Genomic DNA, 25,796 nt, shown 5'->3' on the forward strand with positions numbered 1-25,796 from the left:
GAATCGGCCAGTAGATCCACGCCACGCGTGGATGCGCTTTGGTAGTGCCGGCCGCTGGCCGGCAACCAGGCCTCAAGCCCCGGCCAAGCCCAGATACCGCGCATGCAGCTGTTCCACCTGCACCTGCAGGTCCTCCGGCTGCCCATCATTGACCACCACGTCATCGGCCAGCGCCAAGCGCTGCGCACGGCTGGCCTGCGCAGCAATCATCCGGTCGGCCAGCGCGGCATCAATGCCGTCGCGCTGCATCAGCCGAGCGTGCTGCACGGCTTCCGGTGCATCCACCAGCAATACCCGGTCCAGCCAAGGGTAGGCCTTCCGTCCGCCCACCTCGGTCAGCAGCGGAATGGCCGCAATCGCATAGGGGCTCTCAGCCTGCTCGCACTGCTGTTGCATCAACAGGCGGATGGCCGGGTGGGTGATGGCTTCCAGCGCCGTCCGCTCGGCCGGATCGGCAAAGACGTGGGCGCGCAGGCGGGCCCGGTCCAGGCCGCCGTCGGCCAGCAGCATGTCGGCGCCGAAACGCTCGGCAATGCGGGCCAGCGCCGGGCTGTCGGCAGCCACCACGGCCCGGGCGGCCAGGTCGGCGTCGGCCACCACGATGCCCAGCGCTTCGAAGCGCCGGGTCACTTCACTCTTGCCCGAGGCGATGCCACCGGTCAGGCCAACCACGTAGCGGCTCATGGGGACTCCCCTCAGCGCAGCCCGCTCATCACCATGTACTGCTCCACCAGCGGCGCACCCCACATGAAGTACAACCAGCCGGCAATGGCCAGGTAAGGGCCGAACGGAATCGGCGTGGCGCGGTCACGGCCCCGGCTGTACAGCCAGATCGAGCCGATGATGGCGCCCAGCACCGACGACAGCAGGATGATCGGCAGGATGCCCTTCAGCCCGCACCAGGCGCCCAGCGCTGCCAGCAGCTTGAAATCGCCGTGGCCCATGCCCTCCTTGCCGGTCAGCTGCTTGAACAGCCACCAGACCGTCCACAGCGACAGATAGCCCACCGCCGCGCCCACCAGGGCGGGCTTGGCCGGCATGTACAGGTTGTCGATGCTGCCTATCAGCCCCAGCCACATCAGCGGCAGGGTGAGCTGGTCGGGCAGCAGCTGGGTGCGCAGATCGATGCCGGACAGCGCGATCAGGAAGCAGGTCAGCACGATGGCGCCGAAACCCTGCCAGCCGAAGCCGAACTGCCAGACGCAGGCCACCACCAGCAGTGAGGTCAGCGCCTCCACCAGCGGGTACTGCAGCGAGATCGGTGCCTTGCAGTGGCGGCACTTGCCGCCCTGGATGATCCAGCTGAACAGCGGGATGTTCTCGTACCAGCTCAGCTTGTGCTTGCAGTGCGGGCAGTGCGACGGCTCGACCACGATCCCCGGTGGGGGCGGCTCATAGAAGTCCGGTTCCTCCAGGACTTCGCGCGCATCGCGCTTCCACTGCCACTCCAGCCGCTTGGGCAGGCGCAGGATGACGACGTTCAGGAAACTGCCCAGCAGCAGTCCGAAGGCGGCCGCAGCGGGGTAGCCGAGGCCAGGATGCTGGTCGAGAAAAGCCATGTATGTGTTATCCGACGACGGCGCCGAGTTTGAAGATGGGAAGGTACATGGCAATCACCATGCCGCCCACAATGGTACCAATGAACACCATGATCATCGGTTCCAGCAGGCTGCTCAGGGCATCCACCGAATTGTTGACCTCCTGCTCATAGTACTCGGCCACCTTGAACAGCATGGCGTCCAGCGCACCAGCCTCTTCGCCGATGCCGGTCATCTGGATGACCATGTGCGGGAACAGGTTGGTCTGCTTCATCGACATGTTCACCGGGTAACCGACCGAAACGTCGTCGCGCATGCGCAGCACCGCCTCTTCGTACACGGTGTTGCCGGTAGCACCGGCCACGATGCCCAGCGCCTCCACCAGCGGTACGCCGGCCTTGAAGGTCACCGCGGTGGTGCGCGAGAAGCGGGCGATGGCGCTGTTATGCATGATCTGCCCGATCACCGGTACCTTCAGCACGAACCGGTCCATCGCATGCTGCATCTTCGGCGAGCGCTTGTAGGCCATGATCGCGCCGACTGCGGCACCGATCGCGATGAGCAGCATCAGCCACCACCACGACACCATGAACCGTGACAGGTTCACCACCATCTGGGTGAAGGCGGGCAGCTCGGCACCAAAGCTCTTGAACACGTCCTCGAACTGCGGGACCACGAACACCAGCATGATGCCGCTGACCAGCATCGCCACCACCACCACCATGATCGGGTAGAACAGCGCTTTCTTGATCTTGCCCTTCAGCGCTTCGATGTTCTCCTTGTAGGTGGCCACCGTGTCCAGCACGGTTTCCAGCACGCCGGCGCCTTCGCCGGCCCGCACCAGGTTGCGGTACAGCTCATCGAACTGCACCGGGTGCTTGCTGACCGCCTCGTACATCGAGGAACCGCCCTCGATGTCGGTGCGGATGGTGTCGACCAGCTTCTTCATCCGCGGGTTCTTGTGCCCGCTGGCGATGATGTCCAGCGCCGACACGATCGGCACGCCGGATTTCATCATCGTGGCCATCTGCCGGCTGAAGAAGGCGATGTCCTTGGGCTTGACCGGGCTGCCGGCGGCGCCGAACAGCGGCTTCGACTTGGGCTTGACCTGGCCCGGGTTGATGCCCTGGCGGCGCAGCTCGGCGCGCAGCAGGTTGGCGTTCTTGGCCAGCTGCTCGCCCTTCATCTTCACGCCCCGCTTGTCGGTCCCCTCCCAGACAAACGGCTGCAGCTCCATGGTGGCGCGCGCCACCGGCTCTTTCTTGATCGCACTGCGACTGACAGACATTTTGGCTCCCCAAGACCCGCCATCCCCAGGCGGGTAACTAGCCATCGATGGTAGCGGGTTCAAGGGCGGATGGGCAGTTGGCAGGCGGCCCAGCGTGCGATTTCGTGCCGGGTGCCGACCAAAGGTGACGTACTGCGTCACATTGCCGCGTCCATCGCAGATTCGGAAGCGGGGGGTTCCCATCCGCGAAATTGCTGCCATCATGGGCGCGGGGAAATCCAGGGGGAGGCGTGCCGGGGTTGGCACGCAACCTGCGTTGATCCACCCGCAGGGCACGGGGCCCGCTCAACCGGCACAGCCTGGTCCGATCCCGTGCACTGAACTCAACCACCACTATCTTGGGGATGTACCAATGAAGAACCAGAAGGGCTTCACCCTTATCGAACTGATGATCGTCGTCGCGATCATCGCCATCCTGGCCGCCATCGCGCTGCCGGCCTACCAGGACTACACCTCGAAGTCGAAGGTCACCGCTGCGCTGGCCGACCTGGCCTCGCACAAGACCCAGTTCGAGATGGTCATCAGCGATGGCGGTACCCCGTCCATTCAGAACGCTGGCTTCCAGGCAGCCGAAACTGGCTCCTGCTCGACCATCGCAGTAGCTCAGGGCGGTATGACCTGCACCATCCGTGATCCGGGCCGTATCGGTACCGGTTCCACCATCGCACTGAACTACACCCAGGCTTCTGGTACTGGTGATACTGCGGTCGCAGGTGGTTTTGTCTGCGAAACCAAGCAGGTCGACGCCAAGTTCATTCCGAAGGGCTGCAAGTAATCCTTCAGGTCCACGAGGCTTGGTAGTTTAGGTTTGACCTAAGCTCTCGTGAGTAGACACAAGGCCCGCTTCGGCGGGCCTTGTGCTGACTGGAGTACGAATCCCGGTCAGCACGCAGCAATGGGGATTGCTGGATCAAACAGGGGGAGTCATGAACACGCAGAAGGGCTTCACGCTCATCGAGCTGATGATCGTCGTGGCCATCATCGCCGTTCTGGCGGCCATCGCGACGGTGGTGTTCCAGCCGTACATCATCCGCACCCAGCTGACAGCCGCGCTGGCGGATATCAGTCCCGGAAAAACACTGGTGGAGACGGTTGTCTATCAAGGACGATCCGCTAGTGAGGTCACCCCCGAGTTCATCGGTGGCGCCCAGAACGCCCACTGCTCCAACGTCGAAGCCGAACTCAGCGACTCCGGTGTCGGCCACATCAGCTGCACCCTCAAGGGACACAGCGCGCTGGACGGCAAGGACCTGATCCTGCGCCGCTCCGCCGAGGGCATCTGGAGCTGCGATGGCAGCGCGTTCGAAGCGCGCTATCGCCCGACCGGCTGCTGATCACACTTCAGCGCTCCGATGGGATGCTGGCTGCCCCTTGACGGGGCTATCATCCCCGGGGGAGTCAGGATCGTGCCTGCCGGGACGGGAGTGCCGGGCAAGGCAGTGTTGCTCATGGATTGGCGATGCCGGTGGCCATTGGGTCGCGGCGGGTTCTGCTGCCCCGTGCGGTGTCCGTGCAAGACGCACGGCATGGCATGACCCCATGAGCCAAGGATTCATATGAACGCTGTCACCACCGCCAATCTTGTCGGCATCACCGGCCTGGCCCGTCGCCTGGTGCAGGACGGGGCCCTGGACGAGGCCACCGCCCGCGACGCCATGGCCAAGGCCGCCGCCGCGCGCCAGCCACTGCCGACCTGGTTCGCGCAGAACAAGCTGGTCAATGCCTCTCAGCTGGCCGCCGCCAACGCGGTCGAGTTCGGCATGCCCCTGTTCGACGTGTCCACCTTCGACGCCAGCCAGAACGCGATGAGCCTGGTCAGCGAGGAGCTGCTGCGCAAGCACAACGTGCTGCCGCTGTTCAAGCGCGGTGGCAAGCTGTTCGTCGGCACCAGCAACCCGACCCACTCGCTGGACGAGATCAAGTTCCACACCAACCTGGTGGTCGAGCCGATCCTGGTCGACGAGGACCAGATCCGGCGCACGCTGGAACAGTGGCACGCCAGCCATGACACCCTCGGCGATGCCCTGGGTGGCGATGACGATGGCATGGGCAACCTGGACGTGGCGGCCGGCGACGAGGATCTCGGCGCCACCGGCGGCGAGTCCGGCATCGATGCCAAGGGTGACGACACCCCGGTGGTGAAGTTCGTCAACAAGGTGCTGGTCGATGCGATCCGCAAGGGCGCATCGGACATCCACTTCGAGCCCTACGAAGACGATTACCGCGTGCGCCTGCGCATCGACGGCCTGCTGAAGATGGTCGCGCGCGCACCGGTGAAGCTGAACCAGCGCATCGCCGCGCGCCTGAAGGTGATGGCACAGCTGGACATCGCCGAGAAGCGCGTCCCGCAGGACGGCCGCATCAAGCTCAACCTGTCCAAGACCAAGCAGATCGACTTCCGCGTCAGCACGCTGCCGACCCTGTTCGGCGAGAAGGTGGTGCTGCGTATCCTCGATGGCAGCGCGGCCAAGCTGGGCATCGACAAGCTGGGTTACGAGCCGGACCAGCAGAAGCTGTTCCTGGATGCCATCCACAAGCCCTACGGCATGGTGCTGGTGACCGGCCCGACCGGATCGGGCAAGACCGTGTCGCTGTATACCGCGCTGGGTATCCTCAACGACGAGACGCGCAACATCTCCACTGCCGAAGACCCGGTGGAAATCCGCCTGCCCGGCGTCAACCAGGTACAGCAGAACAACAAGCGCGGCATGACCTTCGCCGCGGCGCTGCGCTCGTTCCTGCGACAGGACCCGGACATCATCATGGTCGGCGAAATCCGCGACCTGGAAACGGCGGAGATCGCGATCAAGGCCGCGCAGACCGGCCACATGGTGCTGTCCACGCTGCATACCAACGATGCGCCGCAGACCATCGCGCGCCTGATGAACATGGGTATCGCGCCCTACAACATCACCAGCTCGGTGACGCTGGTGATCGCCCAGCGCCTGGCGCGTCGCCTGTGCGGCAACTGCAAGCGTCCGTCCAGCCTGCCCGATCATGCGCTGCTGGCCGAAGGCTTCACGCAGGCGCAGCTGGATGCGGGCATCGAGCTGTACGAGGCCGTGGGCTGCGATGAATGCACCGAGGGCTACAAGGGCCGGACCGGCGTCTACCAGGTCATGCCGATGACCGATGAGATCGCCACCATCGTGCTGGCCGGTGGCAATGCGCTGCAGATTGCCGAGGCGGCGCAGCAGATCGGGGTGAATGACCTGCGCCAGTCGGCATTGAAGAAGGCGGCGGCGGGCATCACCAGCCTGGCCGAGATCAACCGCGTCACCAAGGATTGAGGTAGATCCACGCCATGCGTGGATGACGCGATGCATGGGGTTGCCGGCCAGCGGCCGGCACTGCCAGGTTGGTGGTACGCGCCGGGTCAGAGCCCTTTCCTTTGGAAAGGGATCCGACTCCGGATTTACTCCATCCCCAGCTTCTTCAGCTTGTAGCGCAGCGCACGGAAGGTGATGCCCAGCTGCGCGGCGGTACGGGTCTTGTTCCAGCGGTTCTCTTCCAGCGCACGCTGGATGGCGCTGCGCTCGAGCTGCTCGATGTAGGAGGGCAGGGCGGCACTGCCCGGCTGCAGGTCGGCCACCGCTTCGGCGGGCGCCGCACTGCCAGGTGCACGCGGCGCGTGCTGCGGCAGGCGCAGGTCGTCGGCGCCGATGCAGTCTTCCTCGGCCAGGGCCAGCGCACGTTCCAGGATGTTCTCCAGCTCGCGCACATTGCCCGGGAACGCGTACTGTGCCAGCGCTTCCAGCGCCGACGGCGCCAGCAGCGGGGTGGCGCGGCCGTGGCTGCGGGCCAGGCGGGCCAGCACGGCGGCGGCCAGTTCGGGCAGGTCCTGGCGGCGTTCGCGCAGTGGCGGCACCTTCAGTTCGATCACGTTGATGCGGTAGTACAGGTCGTGGCGGAAGCGCCCGTCCTCGACCAGCTCGGCCAGGTCCTTGTGGGTGGCCGAGAGGATACGGACATCCACCGGCTCCTCGTTGGCCGCGCCCACCGCGCGCACCGACTTTTCCTGGATCGCGCGCAGCAGCTTCACCTGCATCTGCAGCGGCAGTTCAGCCACTTCGTCCAGGAACAGAGTGCCGCCGTGCGCAGCCTGGAACAGGCCAGGCTTGTCAGCGTGTGCGCCGCTGAAACTGCCCTTGCGGTGGCCGAAGAATTCGCTCTCCATCAGCTCGCCGGGAATGGCGCCGCAGTTGACCGGCACGAACGGGCCGGCCGCGCGCGCGCCCTGGGCATGGATGGTGCGTGCGACCAGCTCCTTGCCGACGCCCGACTCGCCGAGGATGTAGACCGGCGCCTGGCTGCGCGCGACCTTGCCGATGGTGGTGCGCAGCACATCCATGGCCTGCGAGTGGCCAAGCAGGCGCCCGCCCTGTTCGGCGTTGGGGCCCGGTGCGGGGCGCTCGGCGTTGTTGAGTTCCAGCGCGTGCTTGACCAGTCCGCGCAGCACCGAGATGTCCACCGGCTTGCTGACGAAATCGAACGCACCGGCCTTCAGCGCCTCCACGGCGAGATCCATGCTGCCGAATGCGGTGATCATCGCCACCGGCGTGCGCGGGTAGTGCTGGGCGATCTCGCTGACCAGTTCGATGCCGTTGCCATCGGGCAGGCGCATGTCGGTGATGCACAGATCGTACGGATTGCTGGCCAGCAGCTCACGTGCCTCGGCCAGGTTGGCGGCGGTACTGATGCGCAGCCCCATGCGGCCGAGGGTCAGCACCAGCAGTTCGCGGATGTCGCGTTCGTCGTCGACGACGAGGGCGCTGCGGGTTTCATTCATGGGCGTGAAAGATAAACGAGGGGGGTGGAAGCGACAAATGTTTGACGCACAGAATGGGGATCAGCTCGGCAGCAGCGTATGTGGACCGGGCAGCACCAGGCGGAAGCAGGAGCCACCGGCCGGCACCGCGATGTAGTCCAGGCGGGCCTGGTTGGCCCTGCACAGCTCGCGCGCGATGTACAGGCCCAGTCCCGTGCCATGCTCGGACGTGGTGAAGAAGGGCCGGAACAGCTGCGCGGCCACGCTCTCCGGGATACCCGGGCCACGGTCCATCACGTCGATCACCGCGCTGCGTTCGTGCTGGGCCACGCGCAGCCGCACCCGTGCAGGCTGCTGGCCGATGCGGCCGTACTTCAGTGCGTTGTGCACCAGCACGGTCAGCACCTGGTAGAGATGCTTGGCGTCGACCTGGGCCATCACCGATGTGTCGCTGATGATCGGTTCGATGCTGTCGGTCTCCAGGGTCTGGCCCTGCTTGTACTCCAGCACGAAGCGGCGCACGAAGGCGACCAGGTCCACGTTCTCGGGCGTGGCGCGTTCGCGCCGTGCCAAGCCCAGCACGCTCTCGACGATGCCGTTGGTGCGCTGGCACTGCTGGCGGATGATCTGCAGCAGGCGGCGGTCGCTTTCGTTGAAGCCGGTGCCTTCTTCCAGCAGCTGCACGGCATAGTTGATCGCCGCCAGCGGATTGCGGATCTCGTGGGCCAGGCTGGCCGAGAAGCGGCCCATGGCGGAGAGGGTGAGCGATTCGGCGCGGCGCGAGACCACGCTGGAATCGTCCAGGAACACCAGAGCGAGGTCGCTGCCGGCCAGCAGGCGGGCAAAGCGCGGCTGCACTTCCGGCTGGTCGGGGTTGAGCTGCAGCGGCAGTTCGTCCTGTGCCCAGCCATTGCGCCAGCGCTGCAGCCGGCGCGCCAGTTCCGGTGCGGCACTGGCCAGGTCCAGGCGCCCGCTTTCGCCGTTGCCGTCGTTGTCGCCCAGCAGCATCGAGGCGGCTTCGTTGGCCAGGGTGATGCGGTTGTCGGCGTCCACCACCAGCACGCCGGTGCGCATGCGGCGGATGATCAGTTCGTTGATCTGGAACAGGTTGGCGACTTCATCGCCGCGCTGGTTGGCCAGCTGCTGGTTGCGGCGTGCGCGGTTGCCCACCTGGTAGCTGATGAAGGCCAGTGCCAGGTAGCTGGTGGCGAACATCGCCAGTTCGGCGAGGGTGCGGGTGGGGTCGCCGCCTTCCAGCAGCTTCCAGGTGTACTCGACGCCGGTGGCCAGGCTGGCGGCCAGCGCCAGGCCCAGCCCCAGGCTGAGCGGCAGCAGGGTGGCGGCGGCGGCGATGTTGAACAGCAGCGACATCGAGATGCCGGCACTGGCGCCGGGCAGGGCGTGCGACAGCAGGGTGGCAGCCACGATATCCACCAGCACGCCACTGACCACGATCGGGCGCAGCCAGCGTTCGTTGCGGCCGACCACCAGGGCCAGCAGCGACAGGGCCAGGTAGATGACCGCAACGACATCGGCCAGCCGCGGGTGGTGGGCTTCGCCGACCATGGCCGACAACGGGCTGTAGAGCAGGGCGGCAATGACCGTAGCGATCAGCACCCGGTACAGCGCGAAGAAATACAGTTCACGCCGCGGAATCGATTCGATGCGGTCAATCAATGAAGCACTGGGTGACACGCCGGAACTCCCCTTCTGGCTGCCTGGGTCTGGATTCTGCGGCGGGCCTGCCCGGCGTCCCCTGAAGCCGGGCAGGCACGTCGCGTTTGCGAAGGGCAGTATAGGGCCCCCGGCCGGGCACCGCCGAAGTGGCCCGGATCGCGCATTTGGCCCGGTGCGGACACCGGTGGCCAGCCCCGGCCCGGGTGCAACTGCCTGAATGACCGTGGAAATCTGCCCGCGTCTGGCGTTTTGTACAGACTTCTTTGCGCCCCGGCGCCGGCTCGGCCACAATAGTGGGCCCGCCGCGGTCCATGCCGGCGCCCCGCCGGGGCCCTGAGGAATTGCGTGCGGTCGTTCCTATTCCCACGGTGACGCATGAATTTCCACGAATACCAGTCAAAACAACTGCTTGCCGAGTACGGCATCCCGGTCCCGGCCGGCAAGGTCGCTGCGACCCCGGACGAAGCGGTTGCCGCTGCCAACTCCCTGGGCCAGGGCCCCTGGATGGTCAAGGCGCAGATCCACGCTGGCGGCCGCGGCAAGGCTGGCGGCGTCAAGTTCTGCAAGACCACCGACGACGTGAAGGCCGCTGCGGCCAAGATGCTCGGCACCAAGATGGCCACCTACCAGACCGCTGGCGTTGAACTGCCGGTCAACCTGGTGCTGGTGACCACCGCCGGCGAGATCGTCAAGGAACTGTACCTGTCGGTGCTGGTCGACCGTGGCACCAAGACCATCACCTACATCGCCTCTTCGGAAGGCGGCGTGGAGATCGAGCAGGTCGCCGCTGAAACCCCGGAGCTGATCCACTCGCTGAACGTCGACTTCGTCGAAGGCGTGCAGGGTTACCACGGCCGCGATTTCGGCTTCAAGCTGGGCCTGACCGCCAAGCAGGCCGGCCAGTTCGCCAGCATCATGGTGAACCTGTACCGCCTGTTCAACGAAAAGGACCTGGCCCTGGTTGAAATCAACCCGCTGGCCATCCTGGACGACGGCAACCTGTACGCGCTGGACGGCAAGTTCGACAGCGACGACAACGCCGCGTTCCGCCAGAAGGCCCTGGTCGCCATGCGCGACAAGACCCAGGAAGATCCGACCGAAGTGATCGCTTCGGAACTGGACATCAACTACGTCACCATGGACGGCAACATCGGCTGCATGGTGAACGGCGCCGGCCTGGCCATGGCCACCATGGACGTCATCAAGCTCAACGGCGGCGAGCCGGCGAACTTCCTGGACGTGGGCGGCGGTGCCAACAAGCAGCGCGTCATCGAAGCCTTCAAGCTGATCCTGTCCTCGGACAAGGTCGAAGGCATCTTCGTCAACATCTTCGGCGGCATCGTCCGCTGCGACATGATTGCCGAAGGCATCATCGCCGCCGTGAAGGAAGTGGGCGTCAAGGTTCCGGTCGTGGTGCGCCTGGAAGGCACCAACGTGGAAGAAGGCAAGCAGCTGCTGCGTGACAGCGGCATGGCCATCATCCCGGCTGACAACATCAACGATGGCGCCAAGAAGATCGTTGAAGCTGTCAAGAACGCCGCCTGATACCGACACCAAGGAATTCCAATGTCTGTTTTGATCAACAAGAACACCAAGGTGATCGTGCAGGGCTTCACCGGCCAGCAGGGCACCTTCCACGCTACTCAGATGATCGAGTACGGCACCCAGGTTGTCGGCGGCGTGACCCCGGGCAAGGGTGGCACCACCCATATCGACCTGCCGGTCTTCAACACCGTTGCCGACGCCGTGCAGAGCACCGGCGCCAACGCCTCGGTCATCTACGTGCCGCCGCCGTACGCGGCTGACGCGATCCTGGAAGCCGCTGCTGCCGGCATCAAGGTCATCGTCTGCATCACCGAAGGCATCCCGGTGCTGGACATGCTGCGCGTCAAGAACGTGCTGACCCGTTCGCATCCGGACACCGTGCTGATCGGGCCGAACTGCCCGGGCGTCATCACCCCGGGTGAGTGCAAGATCGGCATCATGCCGGGCCACATCCACCAGCCGGGCAAGATCGGCATCGTGTCGCGTTCGGGCACCTTGACCTATGAAGCGGTCAAGCAGACCACCGAAGTCGGCCTGGGCCAGTCCACCTGCATCGGCATCGGCGGTGACCCGATCAACGGCCTGAACTTCGTCGACTGCCTGAAGCTGTTCAACGAAGACCCGCAGACCGAAGGCATCATCATGGTTGGCGAAATCGGCGGCGACGCCGAGGAAGCCGGCGCCGAGTACATCAAGAACCACGTGAAGAAGCCGGTCGTCGGTTTCATCGCCGGTGCGTCGGCTCCGGCCGGCAAGCGCATGGGCCACGCCGGTGCGATCGCCTCGGGCGGCAAGGGCACTGCCGAAGGCAAGTTCGCCGCCATGGAAGCGGCCGGTGTTGTCACCGTCCGCTCGCCGGGCGACCTGGGCGCTGCCATCGCCAAGCTGGTCAAGTAAGACCGCTGGGCGGGGGATTGTAGAGTCGACTGTTAGTCGACTGCTCTTCCCACCGGCTGCTGCAAAACAGAAAGGCCGCCTCCGGGCGGCCTTTCTGCGTCTGGCGCCTTGGCCATCCCGGCAAGCTCATCCACGCATGGCGTGGGTCTACTGAGCCGGGGCTGTCCACGCAGCGAGCGCGCCCGGCGCGCGCATGGCGCAGCGCTACAATGGCGGCATTGCAACCACAGGCTGGATTCCCATGGCTTCGATCCGCATCGCGATGGCGCAGTTCGACTTCCCGGTCGGCGACGTCGCCGGCAACACCGAGCGCATCATCGAGATGATCGGCCAGGCGCGCGACGAGTACGGCGCCGAGCTGGTGATGTTCCCCGAGCTGGCGGTGAGCGGTTATCCGCCGGAAGACCTGCTGCTGCGCCCCGGCTTCCTGTACGAGTGCGAGCAGGCAATGACGCGCATTGCCGCAGCCTGCCGCGGCATCACCGCGGTGGTCGGCTGGCCGCAGGCGGCTGGCGCGGTGGTCTACAACGCCGCCAGCGTGCTGCGCGATGGCCTGGTCGAGCAGACCTACCGCAAGCGTGAGCTGCCCAATTACGCCGTGTTCGACGAACGCCGCTACTTCGATGTTGATCCGGACGGTGGCAGCTGCGTCTTCGAGGTCAACGGCATTCCGGTGGGTTTGCTGATCTGCGAGGACCTGTGGTTCGCCGAGCCGCTGGCCGACACCGTGCGCGCCGGCGCGCAGCTGGTGGTGGTACCCAATGCCTCGCCGTACGAGCGCGGCAAGCACGCCCAGCGCGATGCGGTGCTGGCCGCACGCACCCGCGAGAGCGGGGCAGCGATTGCCTATCTCAATGTGGTCGGTGGCCAGGATGCGCTGGTGTTTGATGGCGCCTCGGTGGTGGCCGATGGTGACGGCACGGTGCACCCCGCCGCCGCCGCCTTCGTCGACCAGTGGCTGGTGGTGGAGTACGACGGCCAAACGCGCCGCTTCATGCCGCACGTGTGGATGGACGATGGCGACGAGAGCATGGACGCGCTGGCCTGGCGCGCGGTGACGCGTGGCATCCAGGACTACTGCCGCAAGAACGGTTTCAAGAAGGTCTGGCTGGGCCTGTCCGGTGGCATCGATTCGGCGCTGGTACTGGCGCTGGCGGTCGACGCGCTCGGCGCCGAGAACGTTACCGCTGTGCGCCTGCCGTCGCGGTACACCGCCGGCATGTCCAACGACCTGGCCGCCGAGCAGTGCCAGGCACTGGGCGTGAAGCTGGAAGCGGTCTCGATCGAGCCGGCGTTCAAGGGCCTGATGGAATCGCTGGCGCCCATGTTCGAAGGTACTGCGCCGGACGTGACCGAGGAGAACCTGCAGTCGCGCAGCCGTGGCGTGATCCTGATGGCACTGGCCAACAAGTTCGGTGGCCTGCTGCTGACCACCGGCAACAAGAGCGAGTACGCCGTCGGCTACGCCACCATCTATGGCGACATGTGCGGTGGCTATGCGCCGTTGAAGGACCTGTACAAGACCGAGGTGTTCGGCCTGTCCAAGTGGCGCAATACCGTGGGCGGCGCGCCGGTGATCCCGCCGGCGGTGATCAGCCGCCCGCCGTCGGCCGAACTGCGCGAGAACCAGCTGGACCAGGACTCGCTGCCGGCCTATGACGTGCTGGACGGCATCCTGTACCGCTACATCGACCAGGAGCAGTCGCGCACGGAGATCGTTGCCGCCGGTTATGACGCGGCCGTGGTCGACCGCGTGCTGCGCCTGGTGCGCATCAGCGAGTGGAAGCGCCACCAGGCCGCGCCAGGCCCGAAGGTGTCGCGCCGTGCTTTCGGTCGTGAGCGTCGCTACCCGATCAGCAACGGCTACAAGGGTTGAGGTAGCCGTTGGCAGGTAGTGCCGGCCGCTGGCCGGCAACGCCGTATGCCGCGCATCCACGCATGGCGTGGATCTACTGCCTTTGGTAGTGCCGGCCGCTGGCCGGCAACCCGTATCCCGCGCATCCACGCATGGCGTGGATCTACTGCCTCCGGTAGTGCCGGCCGCTGGCCGGCAACCCGTATGCCGCGCATCCACGCATGGCGTGGATCTACCGGGCGTCGTCGAGCAGCTGTTCGAGGCCGGCGGTTTCCGCAGCGTCGTTGAAGTGGCCGTCTTCAAGCCGTGCACGCACAAACGCCAGGCCATCCGCCGCCGCCGCGTCCAGCGTGCCGCGATGGTCGACCGGGTAGCGCCGGAACGCTACCGGCTCGCCGCGCAGCGCCAGGCCTGCGGCATACAGCAGGGTGGTCAGATAGGGGACGTCGCGGTCCTCGCTGCCGTGGCCCAGCATCAGCGGTTGGCTGAAGCCGCGGCGCGGCACGCCGAGATAGTCGTACAACACGGCCCAGATGCCCGGCACGCTGGTCAGCGGTGCGGTGAACATGCTGCCGGTATCCGCGCCGTCCAGCGTGGTGGCCAGTTCGCCCAGGCACTGCTCGCGTGCCACTGCCACGCGAGCGCGGCCGGTGTCGCTGAGGACGCGGTCGATCTGCGGCGCAACCTGCAGCAGACCGTCGAGCAGATACGCGTGATACGCATTGAGCGCGCCAGGGTTGGCGGCCCGGTTGTCGGGCTTCATCACCAGCGCGGTCAGCTCGACCGCAGTGGGCGTTCCTGCGGTGAAGCTGCCGCGGTACTGCAGGGATGGGCCGCCATGGGAGGCGGCCAGATGGCCTGCAGCCAATGCAGCTGCGCCTCCCTGTGAATAGCCGATTGAGACCCAGCGGGGTGATAGCGTCGTGGCACCCAGGTAGTGGCGGCTGGCCTTGACCATGTCGATGGCATTGCGTGCGGCGGTGCGCACGTGCAGGTAGGCATGCTCCCCCGGGCTGCCCAGCCCCTGGTAGTCGGCGGCGGCGACGGCATAGCCCTGGGCCAGGAACACGTCCAGGAAGCGCCCGTCGCGTTCGGGATGGGTGGGGCCGGACACCGAGGGCGCACAGCGATCCGCGATGCCCTGGGTGCCATGTGCCCAGGACACCACCGGCCAGCCGCCTGCAGGCGCCGCGCCGGCGGGCAGGTACAGCAGGCCGGTGCCTTCGGCCAGCTGGCCGCGATGATCCGGGGTGCGGTAGTGCAGCTTGTAGGCCTGCGCGGCCTTGGACGGCACCCACGACGCGCGATAGGGGGCAGCAGACAGCAGATCGCCCGGTGCGGGTGGGGCAGCCGCCACGGGGCCCGAGGACAGCGCCAGCAGGGCAGTGGCGAGGAGGCGGGCGAGGGGGCGGAAACGACGGGGTGGTGGGGTCATGGGCGCTCCTTCACGGCCGGGATGGCCGTTGCGCCGCAGTGTGGAGGGCCTCGCCTACGCCGATTGGGACCGGCGTCGCATCCGCCGGGGATTCGTAGAATTCCTAGTGTCGTGGTCCATGGGCGCACGAACCCTCCACGCATGGCGTGGATCTGCCGACAAAGAAAAGGCCCCTTTCGGGGCCTTCTTTTACTTCTTTTCCAGTCGCGCGTTGCGCTGGCCGGTGCTGGCGGACTTTTCGCCAGCGAACGGGTTCAGCTTGCGGATCATCCACGGGTACTTCGGCCACTTGCCTTCCAGCCACGGGTGGTCCGGCTGGTTCAGCTGCAGGACGCGGCGGGCGTCGTCGGCCAGGGTCTTGTTGCCCAGGTGGGTGTAGGAATCGGCCAGGACGGCGACGGCATCGTACTGGAACGCGCTCTGCGGATAGGTTTCCAGCAGGTAGTTGGCGCGGCCGGCGGCCGAGACCCAGGCGCCGCGGCGCATGTAGTACAGGGCGTTGTCCAGCTCATGCTGGGCGAACACGTCACGCAGCTCCAGCATGCGCTGGCGCGCATCGGCGGCGTAGCGGCTGTTCGGGTAACGGTCGACCACGATGTTGAAGTCCGAATACGCCTGGTGCGGCGTGGACAGATCGCGGCGGCTGGCATCCAGCGACCATACGCGACGCAGGAAAACCGTACTGCGGTTGGAGTTGGCCAGGCCGCGCAGGTAGTACAGGTACGCGATGTTGCGATGGGTCGGGTAGGTACGGATGAAGCGGTCGATGCTGGACACCGCGTCATCGTGCTTGCCGGCCTTGTACTGCGCGTAGGCGGTTTCGATCATCGCCTGTTCGGTATACGGGCCGTACGGATACTGGGCCACGAGACGGCGGAAGCTGGTTTCAGCCCCGCTCCAGTTGCCACCCTGCATCAGCTTGTGGCTCTTCTCGTACAACTGTTCGACCGGCGTCCCTTCATCGGGGCGATCGCCCTTCTTGGCGCCACGGTGGCAGCCGGTGGCGGCGATGACCAGCACCAGCAGCAGGGCGGTGAGGCGGACGGGCGCGGAGAGCATGGAGGAGCGTCGGATCATGAGGTCAAGGCGGGACGCGGCTGGAATACGAAGGGTCGATGATAGCCTAGTGTCCTGTCCAGCGACTGAAACCGGCCGCCGGGACCCCAAAATTTCAAAGAATGCCCCCTGCCATGTCTGAACAACCCTCTGAATCGGCCCGCCAGGCCATCGTCCCCGACACCGCTGCCGGCCGCCGTTTCGACGCCGTGGTGGCCGAACTGTTCCCCGAATACTCGCGTTCGCGCCTGACCGAGTGGATCAAGGCCGGGGAGGTCCTGCTGGACGGCGCCCAGGTGCGCCCGCGCGATCCGCTGCGCGGTGGCGAGGTGGTGACCCTCAACGTGGTGCTGGAAACCCAGACCGACGCCCAGCCGGAGGACATCCCGCTGGACGTGCTGTTCGAGGACGAGCACCTGCTGGTGATCAACAAGCCGGTCGGCCTGGTGGTGCACCCGGGCGCGGGCAACCACAGCGGCACCCTGGTCAACGCCCTGCTGTTCCGCGACCCGTCGGTGGCGGTGCTGCCGCGCGCGGGCATCGTGCACCGCCTGGACAAGGACACCAGTGGCGTGATGGTGGTGGCCAAGACCCTGGAAGCGCAGACCGCGCTGGTCGAGCAACTGGCCGCACGCGACGTGCACCGCCAGTACCTGGCCATCGTGATGGGTGCGCTGGTGGCCGGCGGTACCGCCGATGCCCCGATCGACCGCCACCCGCGCGACCGCCTGAAGATGGCGGTGCGCGAGGACGGCAAGGAAGCGATCACCCACTACCGCCTGCGCGAGCGCTTCCGTGCGCACACCGCGCTGGAGTGCCGCCTGGAAACCGGCCGTACCCACCAGATCCGCGTGCACATGGCGCATGTGCGCCATCCGATCATCGGTGACCCGCTGTACGGCGGTGCGCTGAAGCTGCCCAAGGGGGCCAGCGATGAGCTGGTGGCCGCGCTGCGTGGCTTCAAGCGCCAGGCCCTGCACGCCGAAACCCTGGAGTTCACGCACCCGATCACCGGTGAGCTGGTGCGCAACACCGCGCCGGTGCCGGAGGACATGCTGCACCTGATGAAGGTGCTGCGCGAAGACAGCGAGGCCTTCGCCGCGCGCGAGCGGGACCGCTGGTGATGGCCGCCGCGCTGCCCGTGCTGCAGGCGGACTGGCCGGCGCCGCCGGGCGTCCATGCGTTGACCACGCGTCGGCACGGTGCGGGCATTTCGCCGGCGCCATTCGCGCAGTTCAACCTGGGCAACCGGCACGCGGCCGAGGGTGATACCCCGGCCAACGTCGAGCACAACCGCCGGCTGCTGCAGCAGGGGCTGGCGCTGCCGTCGGCGCCGCACTGGCTGCGCCAGGTGCACAGCAGCACCGTGCTGCGCTTCGATGCACCGCCGGTGCCGGGTGCCGCTGAGCCGGTGGCCGATGCCGCGGTGACCTCGGTGCCGGGCGTGGTGCTGGCGATCCTGACCGCCGACTGCCTGCCGGTGGTGTTCGCCGCCGCCGATGGCAGTGAGGTGGGCGCGGCCCACGCAGGCTGGCGTGGCCTGGCCGACGGCATGCTGGAGGCCACCGTGGCCGCCATGCAGACGCCGCCGGCGCAGCTGCGGGCGTGGCTGGGCCCGGGCGCCGGACCGGCCGACTACGAGATCGGCGAGGAGGTCTACCACGCCTTCGTCGGCCATGATCCGGCCGCCGAGGCGGCGTTCGTGGCCACCCGCGCAGGCCATTGGAAGGTGGACCTGTTCGCGCTGGCGCGGCAGCGGTTGCAGGCGGCGGGCATGGACCCGGCGCAGGTCCATGGCGGCACGGTGTCGACCATGGCCGATCCGGACCTGTATTCGCACCGGCGCGACCGTCGCACCGGGCGCATGGCGACGCTGGCCTGGATCGCGCCCTGACCTTGCCGCTGTTCGCGCGCGTGCTGGGGCCGGCGTTCGCCACCCTGGCCGCGCCGGTGCAGGCGCTGCATGCCGCGCCGTTGCCCTGCCGCTACGTGGGGCAGGCGCGCATCGTGAGGGGGCGGCACTGGCTGGTGCCGCTGCTGGCCGTGTTGGCGCGGCTGCCGAAGGACGGTGGAGCGTTGCCGACCGAAGTGGCGTTCAGTGCACACGGGCAGGGCGAGCAGTGGGCGCGGCGTTTTGGCCGCTGGCCGATGGTGTCGCGGCTATGGGCGCACGAGGGCTGCCTGCGCGAGCAGTTGGGCGCGGTGCGCTTCGAGTTTGATCTGCAGGCCCGCGAGGGTGGCATCGACTGGTCGGTGCGCCGGGTCTGGGCGTTCGGGCTGCTGCCGCTGCCGAGGCGCTGGTTTGGTGGCGTACGTTGCCGCGAAGCCTGGCAGGGCGAGCGTTACACTTTCCTGGTCGATGTGACGCTGCCCTGGGCGGGAGCCCTGATCCGCTATGAAGGTTGGCTCGAACCGCAGTGAGGCCGCCGCCGAGGCGGGCAGCGCGGTGATCGTATTCGATGGCGTATGCGCGCTGTGCAACCGCTGGGTGCGCTTCCTGCTGCGTTTCGACCGCGCGGGGCGCTACCGCTTTGCGGCGATGCAGGGGCAGCAGGGCAGCGCGATGTTGCGCGCGCACGGGCTGGACCCGCAGGACCCGATGTCGTTCCTGCTGCTGGACGCACAGGGTGCCTGGACCGATACCGATGCGATCCTGCGCGTACTGACGGGGCTGGGCGGCGCCTGGCGCCTGACCGGCGTACTACGGGCAGTGCCGCGCGGCTGGCGTGATGCCGCGTACCGCGCGCTGGCGCGCAACCGCTACCGCTGGTTCGGGCGGCACGACGCCTGTCATCTGCCCGCACCGGAGCAGGCAGCGCGATTCCTGGATTGAATGAAAAAGGGGACGGAGGGGATCAAGGCGTTTGTGCACAACTGCCTTGATCCCCTCCGTCCCCTTTTTTCCTCAGCCTTCCAGCGCGTCCAGATAGCTGCGGCGCCAGTGGTTGATGTCGTAGGTGCGCAGGTGATCCATCATCGCGTGCCAGCGTTCCTTGCGCCTGCTCAGTGACATCGTTGCTGCCGTGGCGATGGCGTCGGCCACGCCGTCCAGATCGTGCGGGTTCACCAGCAATGCCTGCTTGAGTTCGTCGGCAGCGCCGGCCAGCAGCGACAACACCAGCACGCCGGGATCTTCCGGGTCCTGCGACGCCACGTATTCCTTGGCCACCAGGTTCATGCCATCGCGCAACGGCGTGACCAGGCCGACCGCCGCCGCCCGGTAGAAGCCGGTGAGGGTGGCATGGGTGAAGTTCTGGTTCACGTAGCGCAGCGGCGTCCAGTCAGGTTCGGCGTGGCCACCGTTGATGTGGCCGGCGATCTGTTCCAGCTGGCTGCGCAGCTGCCGGTACTCGGTGACGTCGCCGCGCGAGACCGGGGCGATCTGCAGGTAGGTCAGCGAGCCGCGCTGGTCGGGGTGGCGCTCAAGATAGCGCTCGAAGCCAAGGAAGCGTTCGGGCAGGCCCTTGGAATAGTCCAGGCGATCCACGCCGATCGCCAGCTGGCGATCGCGCAGGCTGGCGCGCAGGTTCTTCACGGCGGCCTTGGTGGCCGCAGTGCCGGCCTGGCGTGCGATCAGCTCGGTGTCGATGCCGATCGGGAAGGCGGCGGCACGGAAGCGGCGCCCGCCCGGTGCTTCCAGCTCGCCGTTGTCGAGCACGCGGCCGCCGCCGAACAGGCGCAGGTAGGTCTGGAAGCGATCAGCGTCGCGCTGGGTCTGGAAGCCGACCAGGTCGTAGGCGTACAGCGCGGAGAACAGCCGCAGGTGGTCGGGCATCGCCTGCAGCAGGTCGGCAGACGGCATCGGGATATGCAGGAAGAAGCCTATGCGACAACCGATGCCGCGCTCGCGCAGCAGCGCACCGAGGGGGATCAGGTGGTAGTCGTGGATCCAGACGATGTCGTCCTCGCGCAGCAGTGGCGCGAGCTTGTCGGCGAACAGCGCGTTGACCTTGTGGTAGGTCTCGCGGGTGCCGCGGTCGTAGTCGACCAGATCCAGGCGGAAGTGCAGCAGCGGCCACAAGGTGCGGTTGGCGAAGCCGTTGTAGTAGCCATCGACCTCACGCTTGCTCAGGTCCATGGTGACGTAGTCGATGTCACCGTCTTTCTGCCGGTGCAGCGTGCCGCTGCCTTCCTTCACCGTCTTGCCGCTCCAGCCGAACCACAGGCCACCGCGTTCCTTCAGGGCAGCCAGCAGGCCGACAGCCAGGCCGCCGGCGCGGTTCTCGCCGGGCACGGCCACACGGTTTGAAACCACGACCAGACGACTCACGATGCCTCCTGCCAGGACCGCGACAGGCGCATTGCGGCGGTGATCAGGCCGACGTGCGAATAGGTCTGCGGGAAATTGCCCCAGGCCTCGCCGCTGTCGAAGGCCAGATCCTCCGACAGCAGGCCCAGGTGATTGCGCTGCTTCAGCAGCAGCTCGAACATCTCACGTGCTTCATCCATGCGCCCGATCGCGGCCAGCGCGTCGATGTACCAGAAGGTGCAGATGGTGAAGCTGGTCTCCGGCTCACCGAAGTCATCCGGCGCGACATAGCGGTACAGCGAATTGCCATGCTTGAGGTCGCGGCCGATGGCATCGACGGTGGCGATGAAGCGGGCGTCCAGCGCGTCGATGAAACCGATATCGGCCAGCAGCAGCAGCGAGGCATCCAGCCGATGGCCGCCGAAGGTATCGGTGAAGTGGCCCAGCTCCTCGTTCCAGGATTCGGCCATGATGCGCGCGTGGATGGTGTCGGCGCGCTCGCGCCAGTAATGCGCGCGGTCGTCACGCTTCAGGCGCACGGCGATCTTGCACAGGCGGTCGCAGGCGGCCCAGCACATCGCGCTGGTGTAGGTGTGCACTTCGGTGCGGCCGCGGAATTCCCACAGGCCGGCATCGGGTACGTCGTGCAGGGCGAAGGCCTGTTCGCCCAGGGGTTCCAGGCGGGCGAAGGTGTGTGCATCACCCGGGTCCTGCAGGCGCCGGTCGAAGAACAGTTGCGTGGAGGCCAGTACCACGCTGCCGTAGACATCGTGCTGGCGCTGCACCCAGGCCAGGTTGCCGCGCCGTACCGGGCCCATGCCGCGATAACCGGACAGGCTGGGCACTTCATCTTCGTCCAGCTTGGCCTCGAAGCCGATGCCATACAGCGGCTGCAGCGTGCCGTCGGTGGCGGCCAGGTTGAAGATGTAGCCGAGGAACTGTTCCATCGTGCGCGTTGCGCCGAGACGGTTCAGCGCCCGCACCACGAAGGCCGCGTCGCGCAGCCAGCAGTAGCGGTAGTCCCAGTTGCGCGCGCTGCCGGGTGCTTCCGGAATGGAAGTGGTCATCGCCGCGATGATCGCGCCGCTGTCCTCGTACTGGCACAGCTTCAACGTGATCGCACTGCGGATGACCGCGTCCTGCCATTCCAGTGGAATGGACAGGTAGCGCACCCACTCGCGCCAGTAGTCGCGGGTGCGCTGGAAGGCTTCCTGCACGTAGCCGCTGATCGACCGATTGAGCGATTCATCCACGCCCAGGATCAGGTGGATCGGATGGTTGAGCACGAACGGCAGGCCGTCGCGCACGAAGCGCACCGGCACATCGGTGGTCAGCCGCAGCACGTGCTCGGGCAGGATCCAGCGCACATGGTTACTGCCCCAGGTCGACTCTGGCACGCGTGCGCCCCAGTCGGCCAGCGGGCGCGCACGCACGGTGATGCGCGGGCTGCCGGCCAGTGGACGCACCTGGCGGATCAGGCTGACCGGCCGGTAGAAGCGGTCGTTCTGGCGCCAGCGCGGGGCGAAATCGAGGATTTCCAATGCGCCGCCCTGCGTGTCACGCAGCACGGTGCGCAGGATCGCAGTGTTGGTGAGGTATTCCTGCTCGCTGCTCGCGAAGTCCTCCAGCTCGATGGCGAAGTCGCCGCCGGTCTGCTGGTTGGGGCCGAGCAGGGCGCAGAAGGTGGGGTCGCCGTCGAAGGTGGGCAGGCAGCTCCAGACAACGCGGGCATGTTTGTCGACCAGGGCGCCGAAGCTGCCGTTGCCGACCACGCCCAGATCAAGATCGGGTTGGGTCATCACGCGGTACATCTCGGTTGCGGCCGTGGGGGTTGGCCGGGTCAATAGGCATTCTCACGCAGCCAGGCGTGCACGCTGCGTATGTCGGGCAGCGCGAACACGGCCGCACTGGGTTCACGTTCACCCACCAGCACGCTCCAGCCATGCTGGCCGTTGGCAGCATCGAAGCCGAATTCGTCGGTGAGGTCATCACCGAGGAACACCGGCAGGCGGCCGCGGAAGGGCAGGTACTGCATCATCCGGCGCACGGCACGGCCCTTGTCGGTGCCGACAGGCACGAACTCGACCACATGGTCGCCAGGCTGCAGGCGGTAGCTGGTGCGGCCACGCACGTGGCGGTCAGCGAACGCGCGGACATCGCTGGCGGCGTGCGGCGCACCGCGCCAGTGCAAGGCCAGGCCGACGCCCTTGTCTTCCACCAGCACGCCAGGATGCCCATGGGCGAAGTGCATCGCCTGCTGGTGCAGCGCGTGCAGCCATTCGGCGGTGTCGTCGTCGTGTTCGTCGCGCAGCACACGACCGTCTTCGCCACGCAGCTCATGGCCGTGCAGGCCGGCGGCGGGTAGTTGCAGGGGGGCGAACAGTTGATCCAGCTGTTCAAGCGGGCGACCACTGACCAGTGCCACGGCACCTTCCAGGCGGTCGCTGATGCGGCCGATGGCTTCACGCACATCCGGCAGCAGCTGCACGGCATCCGGGCGTGCAGCGAATTCGATCAGGGTGCCATCGACATCGAGGAACAACGCGCAGGCGTCGTCCAGCAATGGCGGTGGCGGACGCAGGGGGAGCGGTTCAGCCATGACGCCCAGCTTGCCAGCGTGGGCGTGTACGCGGGGTCGAGGGCAGGCTACGGCCCTGCTTCGGTGGGTGCCGACCGTTGGTCGGCACGGCAGGTCAGCCTGCATCCAGCTCAAACAGTGCGGGCCAACGGTCCGCACCCGCCCCAAGCAGATCCGCACCCGGATCACGAAGTTGCCGGCCAGCGGCCGGCACTACCGTGTCGTGCGGGCCAACGGTTCGCACCCACCCAAAGCAGATCCGCACCCGGATCACGAAGTTGCCGGCCAGCGGCCGGCACTACCGTGTCGTGCGGACCAACGGTCCGCACCTACCCAATGCGATCAGAACGTATAGCGGACGCGGCCGTAGTAGTACGCGCCGTTGCTGCCGATCGGCGACAGCACGTCATACGGCAGGTTGCCGAAGTAGTGGATATCGCTGTTGGATCGATCCGGGTAGTTGTCGGTCAGGTTCTGGCCGCCGATGGCCACGCTCCAGCGCGGAGTGATGCGGTATTCGACCTCCGCATCCAGCTGCCACTCGGCCTGGTAGGTCTGGCGCGGGATGTAGCCGTCACCGAAGTTGAACACGCGGGTGGCGCTGCCGTAGCGGTTCACACGGGTGCTCAGCGACCAGTGGTCGTTGCTCCACGCGGCAGAGAAGCTGCCGCGGGTACGCGGCGTGGCATCGGTCAGCGTATTGGTCTCTTCGATGCCGAACAGCACATAGTTCGGGTTGAGCGCCTGCAGCTGCGCCGGCGTAGCCAGCACGTTCTTCAGCGTGGTCTTGGTATAGGCGTAGGTGCCGGTCAGCAGCAGCTGGCCGTCGCCCAGTGACTGGCGCCAGTTGCTCACCAGCTCGGCGCCGCGGGTGCGGGTATCGGCCGCGTTGACGAAGAAGCTGGCGCTCTGCAGGCCGCTGACGCCGTAGTTGGCCGCCACGTAGTCGGTCAGTGCATCGCCAGTGATGCTCTCCGACAGCGCGATGCGATCGTCGATGTCGATCTGGAAGAAGTCCAGTGACAGGTCGAAATGCTCGCCGATGCGGCTGGTGAAGCCCAACGAGGTGTTCAGCGATTTCTCCGGCTTCAGATTCTGCGCACCCAGGCCACGCGCGATCGGATTGTTGACCGACAGCAGGCGGCCCTGCACCAGCTGGCCGCCAGCGTTGTAGCCGGTGGAGGTGGACTCGTAGCCGATCTGCGCCAGCGACGGCGCGCGGAAGTTGTTGGAGATGGCGCCACGCAACGCGAACGCCGGGGTGAATTCATAGCGCAGGCCGAGCTTGCCGGTCAGTTCACCGCCGAAATCGTCGTTGTGCTCGTAGCGCGCGGCCAGATCGGTGGAGAACTTTTCGCCGAACTGGCTCGACAGGCTGGCGTAGGCGCTGGCCACATCACGCGACAGGGTGGCTGCATCCTGCGGGGTCAGGCCGCCACCGGCCTGCGAACCGGTCGGGCGGTCGGTGAACGGGCCGGCCGCGTAGCTGGCCGGGTCACCGGGGCGGGTCTGGTAGCGCTCGTGGCGCGCTTCCACACCCAGGCCCAGGGTGTGGCTGATGCTCTCGCTCTGGGTGAACACGCGGCTCAGGTCGAGGTTGCCCACGGTCTGTGCGTACTCGTAGTCGGCGGTCTTGAAGCGGGTCGGGCTGGTCGGGCCCAGCGAGGCGTTGAGCGAATCACGCAGGCGGTAGGTGAAGTCGTTCTGGCCGTAATCCAGGCTGCCGTCGTAGCTCCATTCGCCCCACTGCCCACGCACGCCGGCTACGGCCTGCACGTCGCGGTTCTCGCCTTCGGAGATCGGCCGGTAACCGTTCGGATAGACCTCCTTCCAGTTGGCATCGCCATCGGGGTAGCGGAAGTAGTTCGCGCCTTCGGTATCGCGCTGGTTGAAGGTGCCGAACGCGTAGAACGTCGAGGTCTGGCCCACCGGGATCTCGGTGTTCAGCCACAGGTTGATGTCCTTGCTCTTGCCATCGCCCAGCACATAGTTGCGCTTGCCCTGCAGCGCCAGGTTGTCCGGCGTCTGGTCCCACGGCGGAATCTGGTCGAAGCCGGCGCGGTTGGTGCCGTTGCGGTGCTTGTATTCCAGGCCGACGCGCAGGAAGGCGCCATCCTCGCCCAGCGAGGTGCCGACCTTGGCGCTGATATTGCCGGTCTGGCCGTCGGTAAGGGTACGCCCGATCGGCTTGAGGTCGGTGTGGTTGGCGCCGTAGCTGGCCTCGATCTCGCCACCGTCGCCGCCGTTGTCGAGGATCACGTTGATCACACCGGCCACCGCATCCGAGCCATACAGCGCACCAGCGCCATCACGCAGTACTTCGATGCGCTTGATCGCGCTGACCGGGATCGAATTGAAATCAACCGGGGTGGTGCCCTTGCCGATCTTGCTGTCGGTGTTGACCAGCGCGGTGTGGTGGCGGCGCTTGCCATTGACCAGCACCAGCACCTGGTCCGGCGACAGGCCGCGCAACTGTGCGGCGCGCACATGGTCGGCGCCACCGGAGTTGGACTGGCGCGGGAAGTTGAACGACGGCAACAGCGCCTGCAGCGCGCTGCCCAGCTCGCCGTTGACCACGCCGGCCTTGCGGATGTCCTCGGCGGTGAGCACATCCACCGGCGAGGTGGATTCGAGCACGGTGCGGTCGGCGGCACGGGTGCCGGTGACGATCACCGTGTCCAGGTTGGTGGCGTCCTGGCCCAGCGCCGGGACGGCGGCGGAGGAAAGCGCGAGGGCGATGGCGAGGCCGAGCGGCGACGCGGGCAGGCGGACGGACATGGGGGCTCCAGCAACAACGACGACGGGGAAGGGGGAGGTGGTTTCACTTACATACATCCGGATGAAGCGATATATTATCTTCGCGTGATGACCGGTGCCGATGCAAGCCCCTGCCGGTCCGGCATGAGTTGA

Annotated in this window: 21 protein-coding genes; 10 read left to right on the forward strand and 11 right to left on the reverse strand. The window is 66.8% G+C overall.

Annotation, left to right across the window (positions count from 1 at the left end; translation table 11 throughout):
- Window positions 1-72: 72 nt before the first annotated feature.
- From coaE to AC5P99_RS01295, 3 genes are read right to left on the reverse strand one after another with little or no spacing between them, the layout of a single operon-like run.
- Window positions 73-684, reverse strand: a complete 612-nt coding sequence (coaE, locus tag AC5P99_RS01285) for a dephospho-CoA kinase (protein ID WP_088430639.1) — start codon at window positions 682-684, stop codon at window positions 73-75.
- A gap of 11 nt (window positions 685-695) precedes the next feature.
- Window positions 696-1,559, reverse strand: coding sequence for a prepilin peptidase (locus AC5P99_RS01290; RefSeq protein WP_005410800.1), 864 nt, complete (start codon window positions 1,557-1,559; stop codon window positions 696-698).
- A 7-nt stretch (window positions 1,560-1,566) separates the two neighbouring features.
- A complete protein-coding gene (locus AC5P99_RS01295; protein WP_012481099.1) occupies window positions 1,567-2,826 on the reverse strand; it encodes a type II secretion system F family protein in 1,260 nt (419 codons plus the stop codon).
- Window positions 2,827-3,178: 352 nt separating this feature from the next.
- Here AC5P99_RS01295 and AC5P99_RS01300 point away from each other — a divergent pair, with 352 nt between their 5' ends.
- The 3 genes from AC5P99_RS01300 to pilB all read left to right on the forward strand — a co-directional run bounded on the left by AC5P99_RS01300 (window position 3,179) and on the right by pilB (window position 6,116).
- Complete coding sequence (locus tag AC5P99_RS01300) at window positions 3,179-3,601, forward strand: pilin (protein ID WP_088436224.1); 423 nt, start codon at window positions 3,179-3,181, stop codon at window positions 3,599-3,601.
- Window positions 3,602-3,752: 151 nt separating this feature from the next.
- Window positions 3,753-4,160, forward strand: a complete 408-nt coding sequence (locus AC5P99_RS01305; RefSeq protein WP_446832213.1) for a pilin — start codon at window positions 3,753-3,755, stop codon at window positions 4,158-4,160.
- Between the two features lie 222 nt (window positions 4,161-4,382).
- Window positions 4,383-6,116, forward strand: coding sequence for a type IV-A pilus assembly ATPase PilB (gene pilB / locus AC5P99_RS01310; RefSeq protein ID WP_123958964.1), 1,734 nt, complete (start codon window positions 4,383-4,385; stop codon window positions 6,114-6,116).
- Between the two features lie 125 nt (window positions 6,117-6,241).
- Here pilB and AC5P99_RS01315 read toward each other — a convergent pair whose 3' ends face one another.
- Together AC5P99_RS01315 and AC5P99_RS01320 are read right to left on the reverse strand one after the other, a co-directional pair.
- Window positions 6,242-7,615, reverse strand: coding sequence for a sigma-54-dependent transcriptional regulator (locus AC5P99_RS01315; RefSeq protein ID WP_005410795.1), 1,374 nt, complete (start codon window positions 7,613-7,615; stop codon window positions 6,242-6,244).
- 60 nt (window positions 7,616-7,675) lie between these two features.
- Complete coding sequence (locus AC5P99_RS01320) at window positions 7,676-9,289, reverse strand: sensor histidine kinase (protein ID WP_005414304.1); 1,614 nt, start codon at window positions 9,287-9,289, stop codon at window positions 7,676-7,678.
- 357 nt (window positions 9,290-9,646) lie between these two features.
- On the opposite strand from AC5P99_RS01320, the gene sucC reads away from it, so the two are divergent.
- The 3 genes from sucC to AC5P99_RS01335 all read left to right on the forward strand — a co-directional run bounded on the left by sucC (window position 9,647) and on the right by AC5P99_RS01335 (window position 13,589).
- Window positions 9,647-10,816 (forward strand): ADP-forming succinate--CoA ligase subunit beta, encoded by a 1,170-nt coding sequence (gene sucC / locus AC5P99_RS01325; protein WP_004154430.1) that lies wholly within the window; start codon window positions 9,647-9,649, stop codon window positions 10,814-10,816.
- 21 nt (window positions 10,817-10,837) lie between these two features.
- Window positions 10,838-11,713 carry a succinate--CoA ligase subunit alpha gene (gene sucD, locus AC5P99_RS01330; RefSeq protein WP_005410793.1) on the forward strand — a complete coding sequence of 292 codons (876 nt, stop codon included), beginning with the start codon at window positions 10,838-10,840 and terminating at the stop codon, window positions 11,711-11,713.
- A 241-nt stretch (window positions 11,714-11,954) separates the two neighbouring features.
- The gene (locus AC5P99_RS01335) at window positions 11,955-13,589 is read left to right on the forward strand and encodes an NAD+ synthase (protein WP_049403035.1); all 1,635 of its coding nucleotides are present in this window, start codon (window positions 11,955-11,957) and stop codon (window positions 13,587-13,589) included.
- A gap of 211 nt (window positions 13,590-13,800) precedes the next feature.
- Here the strand turns inward: AC5P99_RS01335 and AC5P99_RS01340 are convergent, their stop codons facing one another.
- Window positions 13,801-15,003, reverse strand: a complete 1,203-nt coding sequence (locus AC5P99_RS01340; RefSeq protein WP_187757271.1) for a lipase family protein — start codon at window positions 15,001-15,003, stop codon at window positions 13,801-13,803.
- Between the two features lie 189 nt (window positions 15,004-15,192).
- Window positions 15,193-16,080: an outer membrane protein assembly factor BamD gene (locus AC5P99_RS01345; RefSeq protein WP_024956778.1), complete on the reverse strand. Its 888-nt coding sequence runs from the start codon at window positions 16,078-16,080 to the stop codon at window positions 15,193-15,195.
- 113 nt (window positions 16,081-16,193) lie between these two features.
- Between AC5P99_RS01345 and rluD the strand changes: the two genes are divergently transcribed.
- The 4 genes from rluD to AC5P99_RS01365 are packed head-to-tail and all read left to right on the forward strand — an operon-like array spanning window position 16,194 to window position 18,892.
- Window positions 16,194-17,183, forward strand: coding sequence for a 23S rRNA pseudouridine(1911/1915/1917) synthase RluD (gene rluD / locus AC5P99_RS01350; protein ID WP_005410789.1), 990 nt, complete (start codon window positions 16,194-16,196; stop codon window positions 17,181-17,183).
- The gene (gene pgeF, locus AC5P99_RS01355) at window positions 17,183-17,953 is read left to right on the forward strand and encodes a peptidoglycan editing factor PgeF (RefSeq protein WP_495212811.1); all 771 of its coding nucleotides are present in this window, start codon (window positions 17,183-17,185) and stop codon (window positions 17,951-17,953) included. Before rluD ends, pgeF begins: the two co-directional genes overlap by 1 nt.
- Before the next feature lie 2 nt (window positions 17,954-17,955).
- Window positions 17,956-18,480, forward strand: a complete 525-nt coding sequence (locus AC5P99_RS01360) for a DUF4166 domain-containing protein (protein ID WP_049451226.1) — start codon at window positions 17,956-17,958, stop codon at window positions 18,478-18,480.
- The gene (locus tag AC5P99_RS01365; RefSeq protein WP_180845408.1) at window positions 18,455-18,892 is read left to right on the forward strand and encodes a thiol-disulfide oxidoreductase DCC family protein; all 438 of its coding nucleotides are present in this window, start codon (window positions 18,455-18,457) and stop codon (window positions 18,890-18,892) included. The genes AC5P99_RS01360 and AC5P99_RS01365 overlap by 26 nt, the downstream gene beginning before the upstream one ends.
- A gap of 72 nt (window positions 18,893-18,964) precedes the next feature.
- Here AC5P99_RS01365 and otsA read toward each other — a convergent pair whose 3' ends face one another.
- The 4 genes from otsA to AC5P99_RS01385 form a co-directional block, all read right to left on the reverse strand.
- A complete protein-coding gene (gene otsA, locus AC5P99_RS01370; protein WP_005410785.1) occupies window positions 18,965-20,329 on the reverse strand; it encodes an alpha,alpha-trehalose-phosphate synthase (UDP-forming) in 1,365 nt (454 codons plus the stop codon).
- Window positions 20,326-22,107 (reverse strand): glycoside hydrolase family 15 protein, encoded by a 1,782-nt coding sequence (locus AC5P99_RS01375; protein WP_495212812.1) that lies wholly within the window; start codon window positions 22,105-22,107, stop codon window positions 20,326-20,328. The genes otsA and AC5P99_RS01375 overlap by 4 nt, the downstream gene beginning before the upstream one ends.
- A 41-nt stretch (window positions 22,108-22,148) precedes the next feature.
- The gene (gene otsB, locus AC5P99_RS01380) at window positions 22,149-22,907 is read right to left on the reverse strand and encodes a trehalose-phosphatase (RefSeq protein WP_495212813.1); all 759 of its coding nucleotides are present in this window, start codon (window positions 22,905-22,907) and stop codon (window positions 22,149-22,151) included.
- Window positions 22,908-23,228: 321 nt separating this feature from the next.
- Complete coding sequence (locus AC5P99_RS01385; RefSeq protein WP_495212814.1) at window positions 23,229-25,664, reverse strand: TonB-dependent receptor plug domain-containing protein; 2,436 nt, start codon at window positions 25,662-25,664, stop codon at window positions 23,229-23,231.
- Window positions 25,665-25,796: the final 132 nt, after the last annotated feature.

The sequence above is a fragment of the Stenotrophomonas sp. YJH_SMC_80 genome (assembly GCF_059372495.1).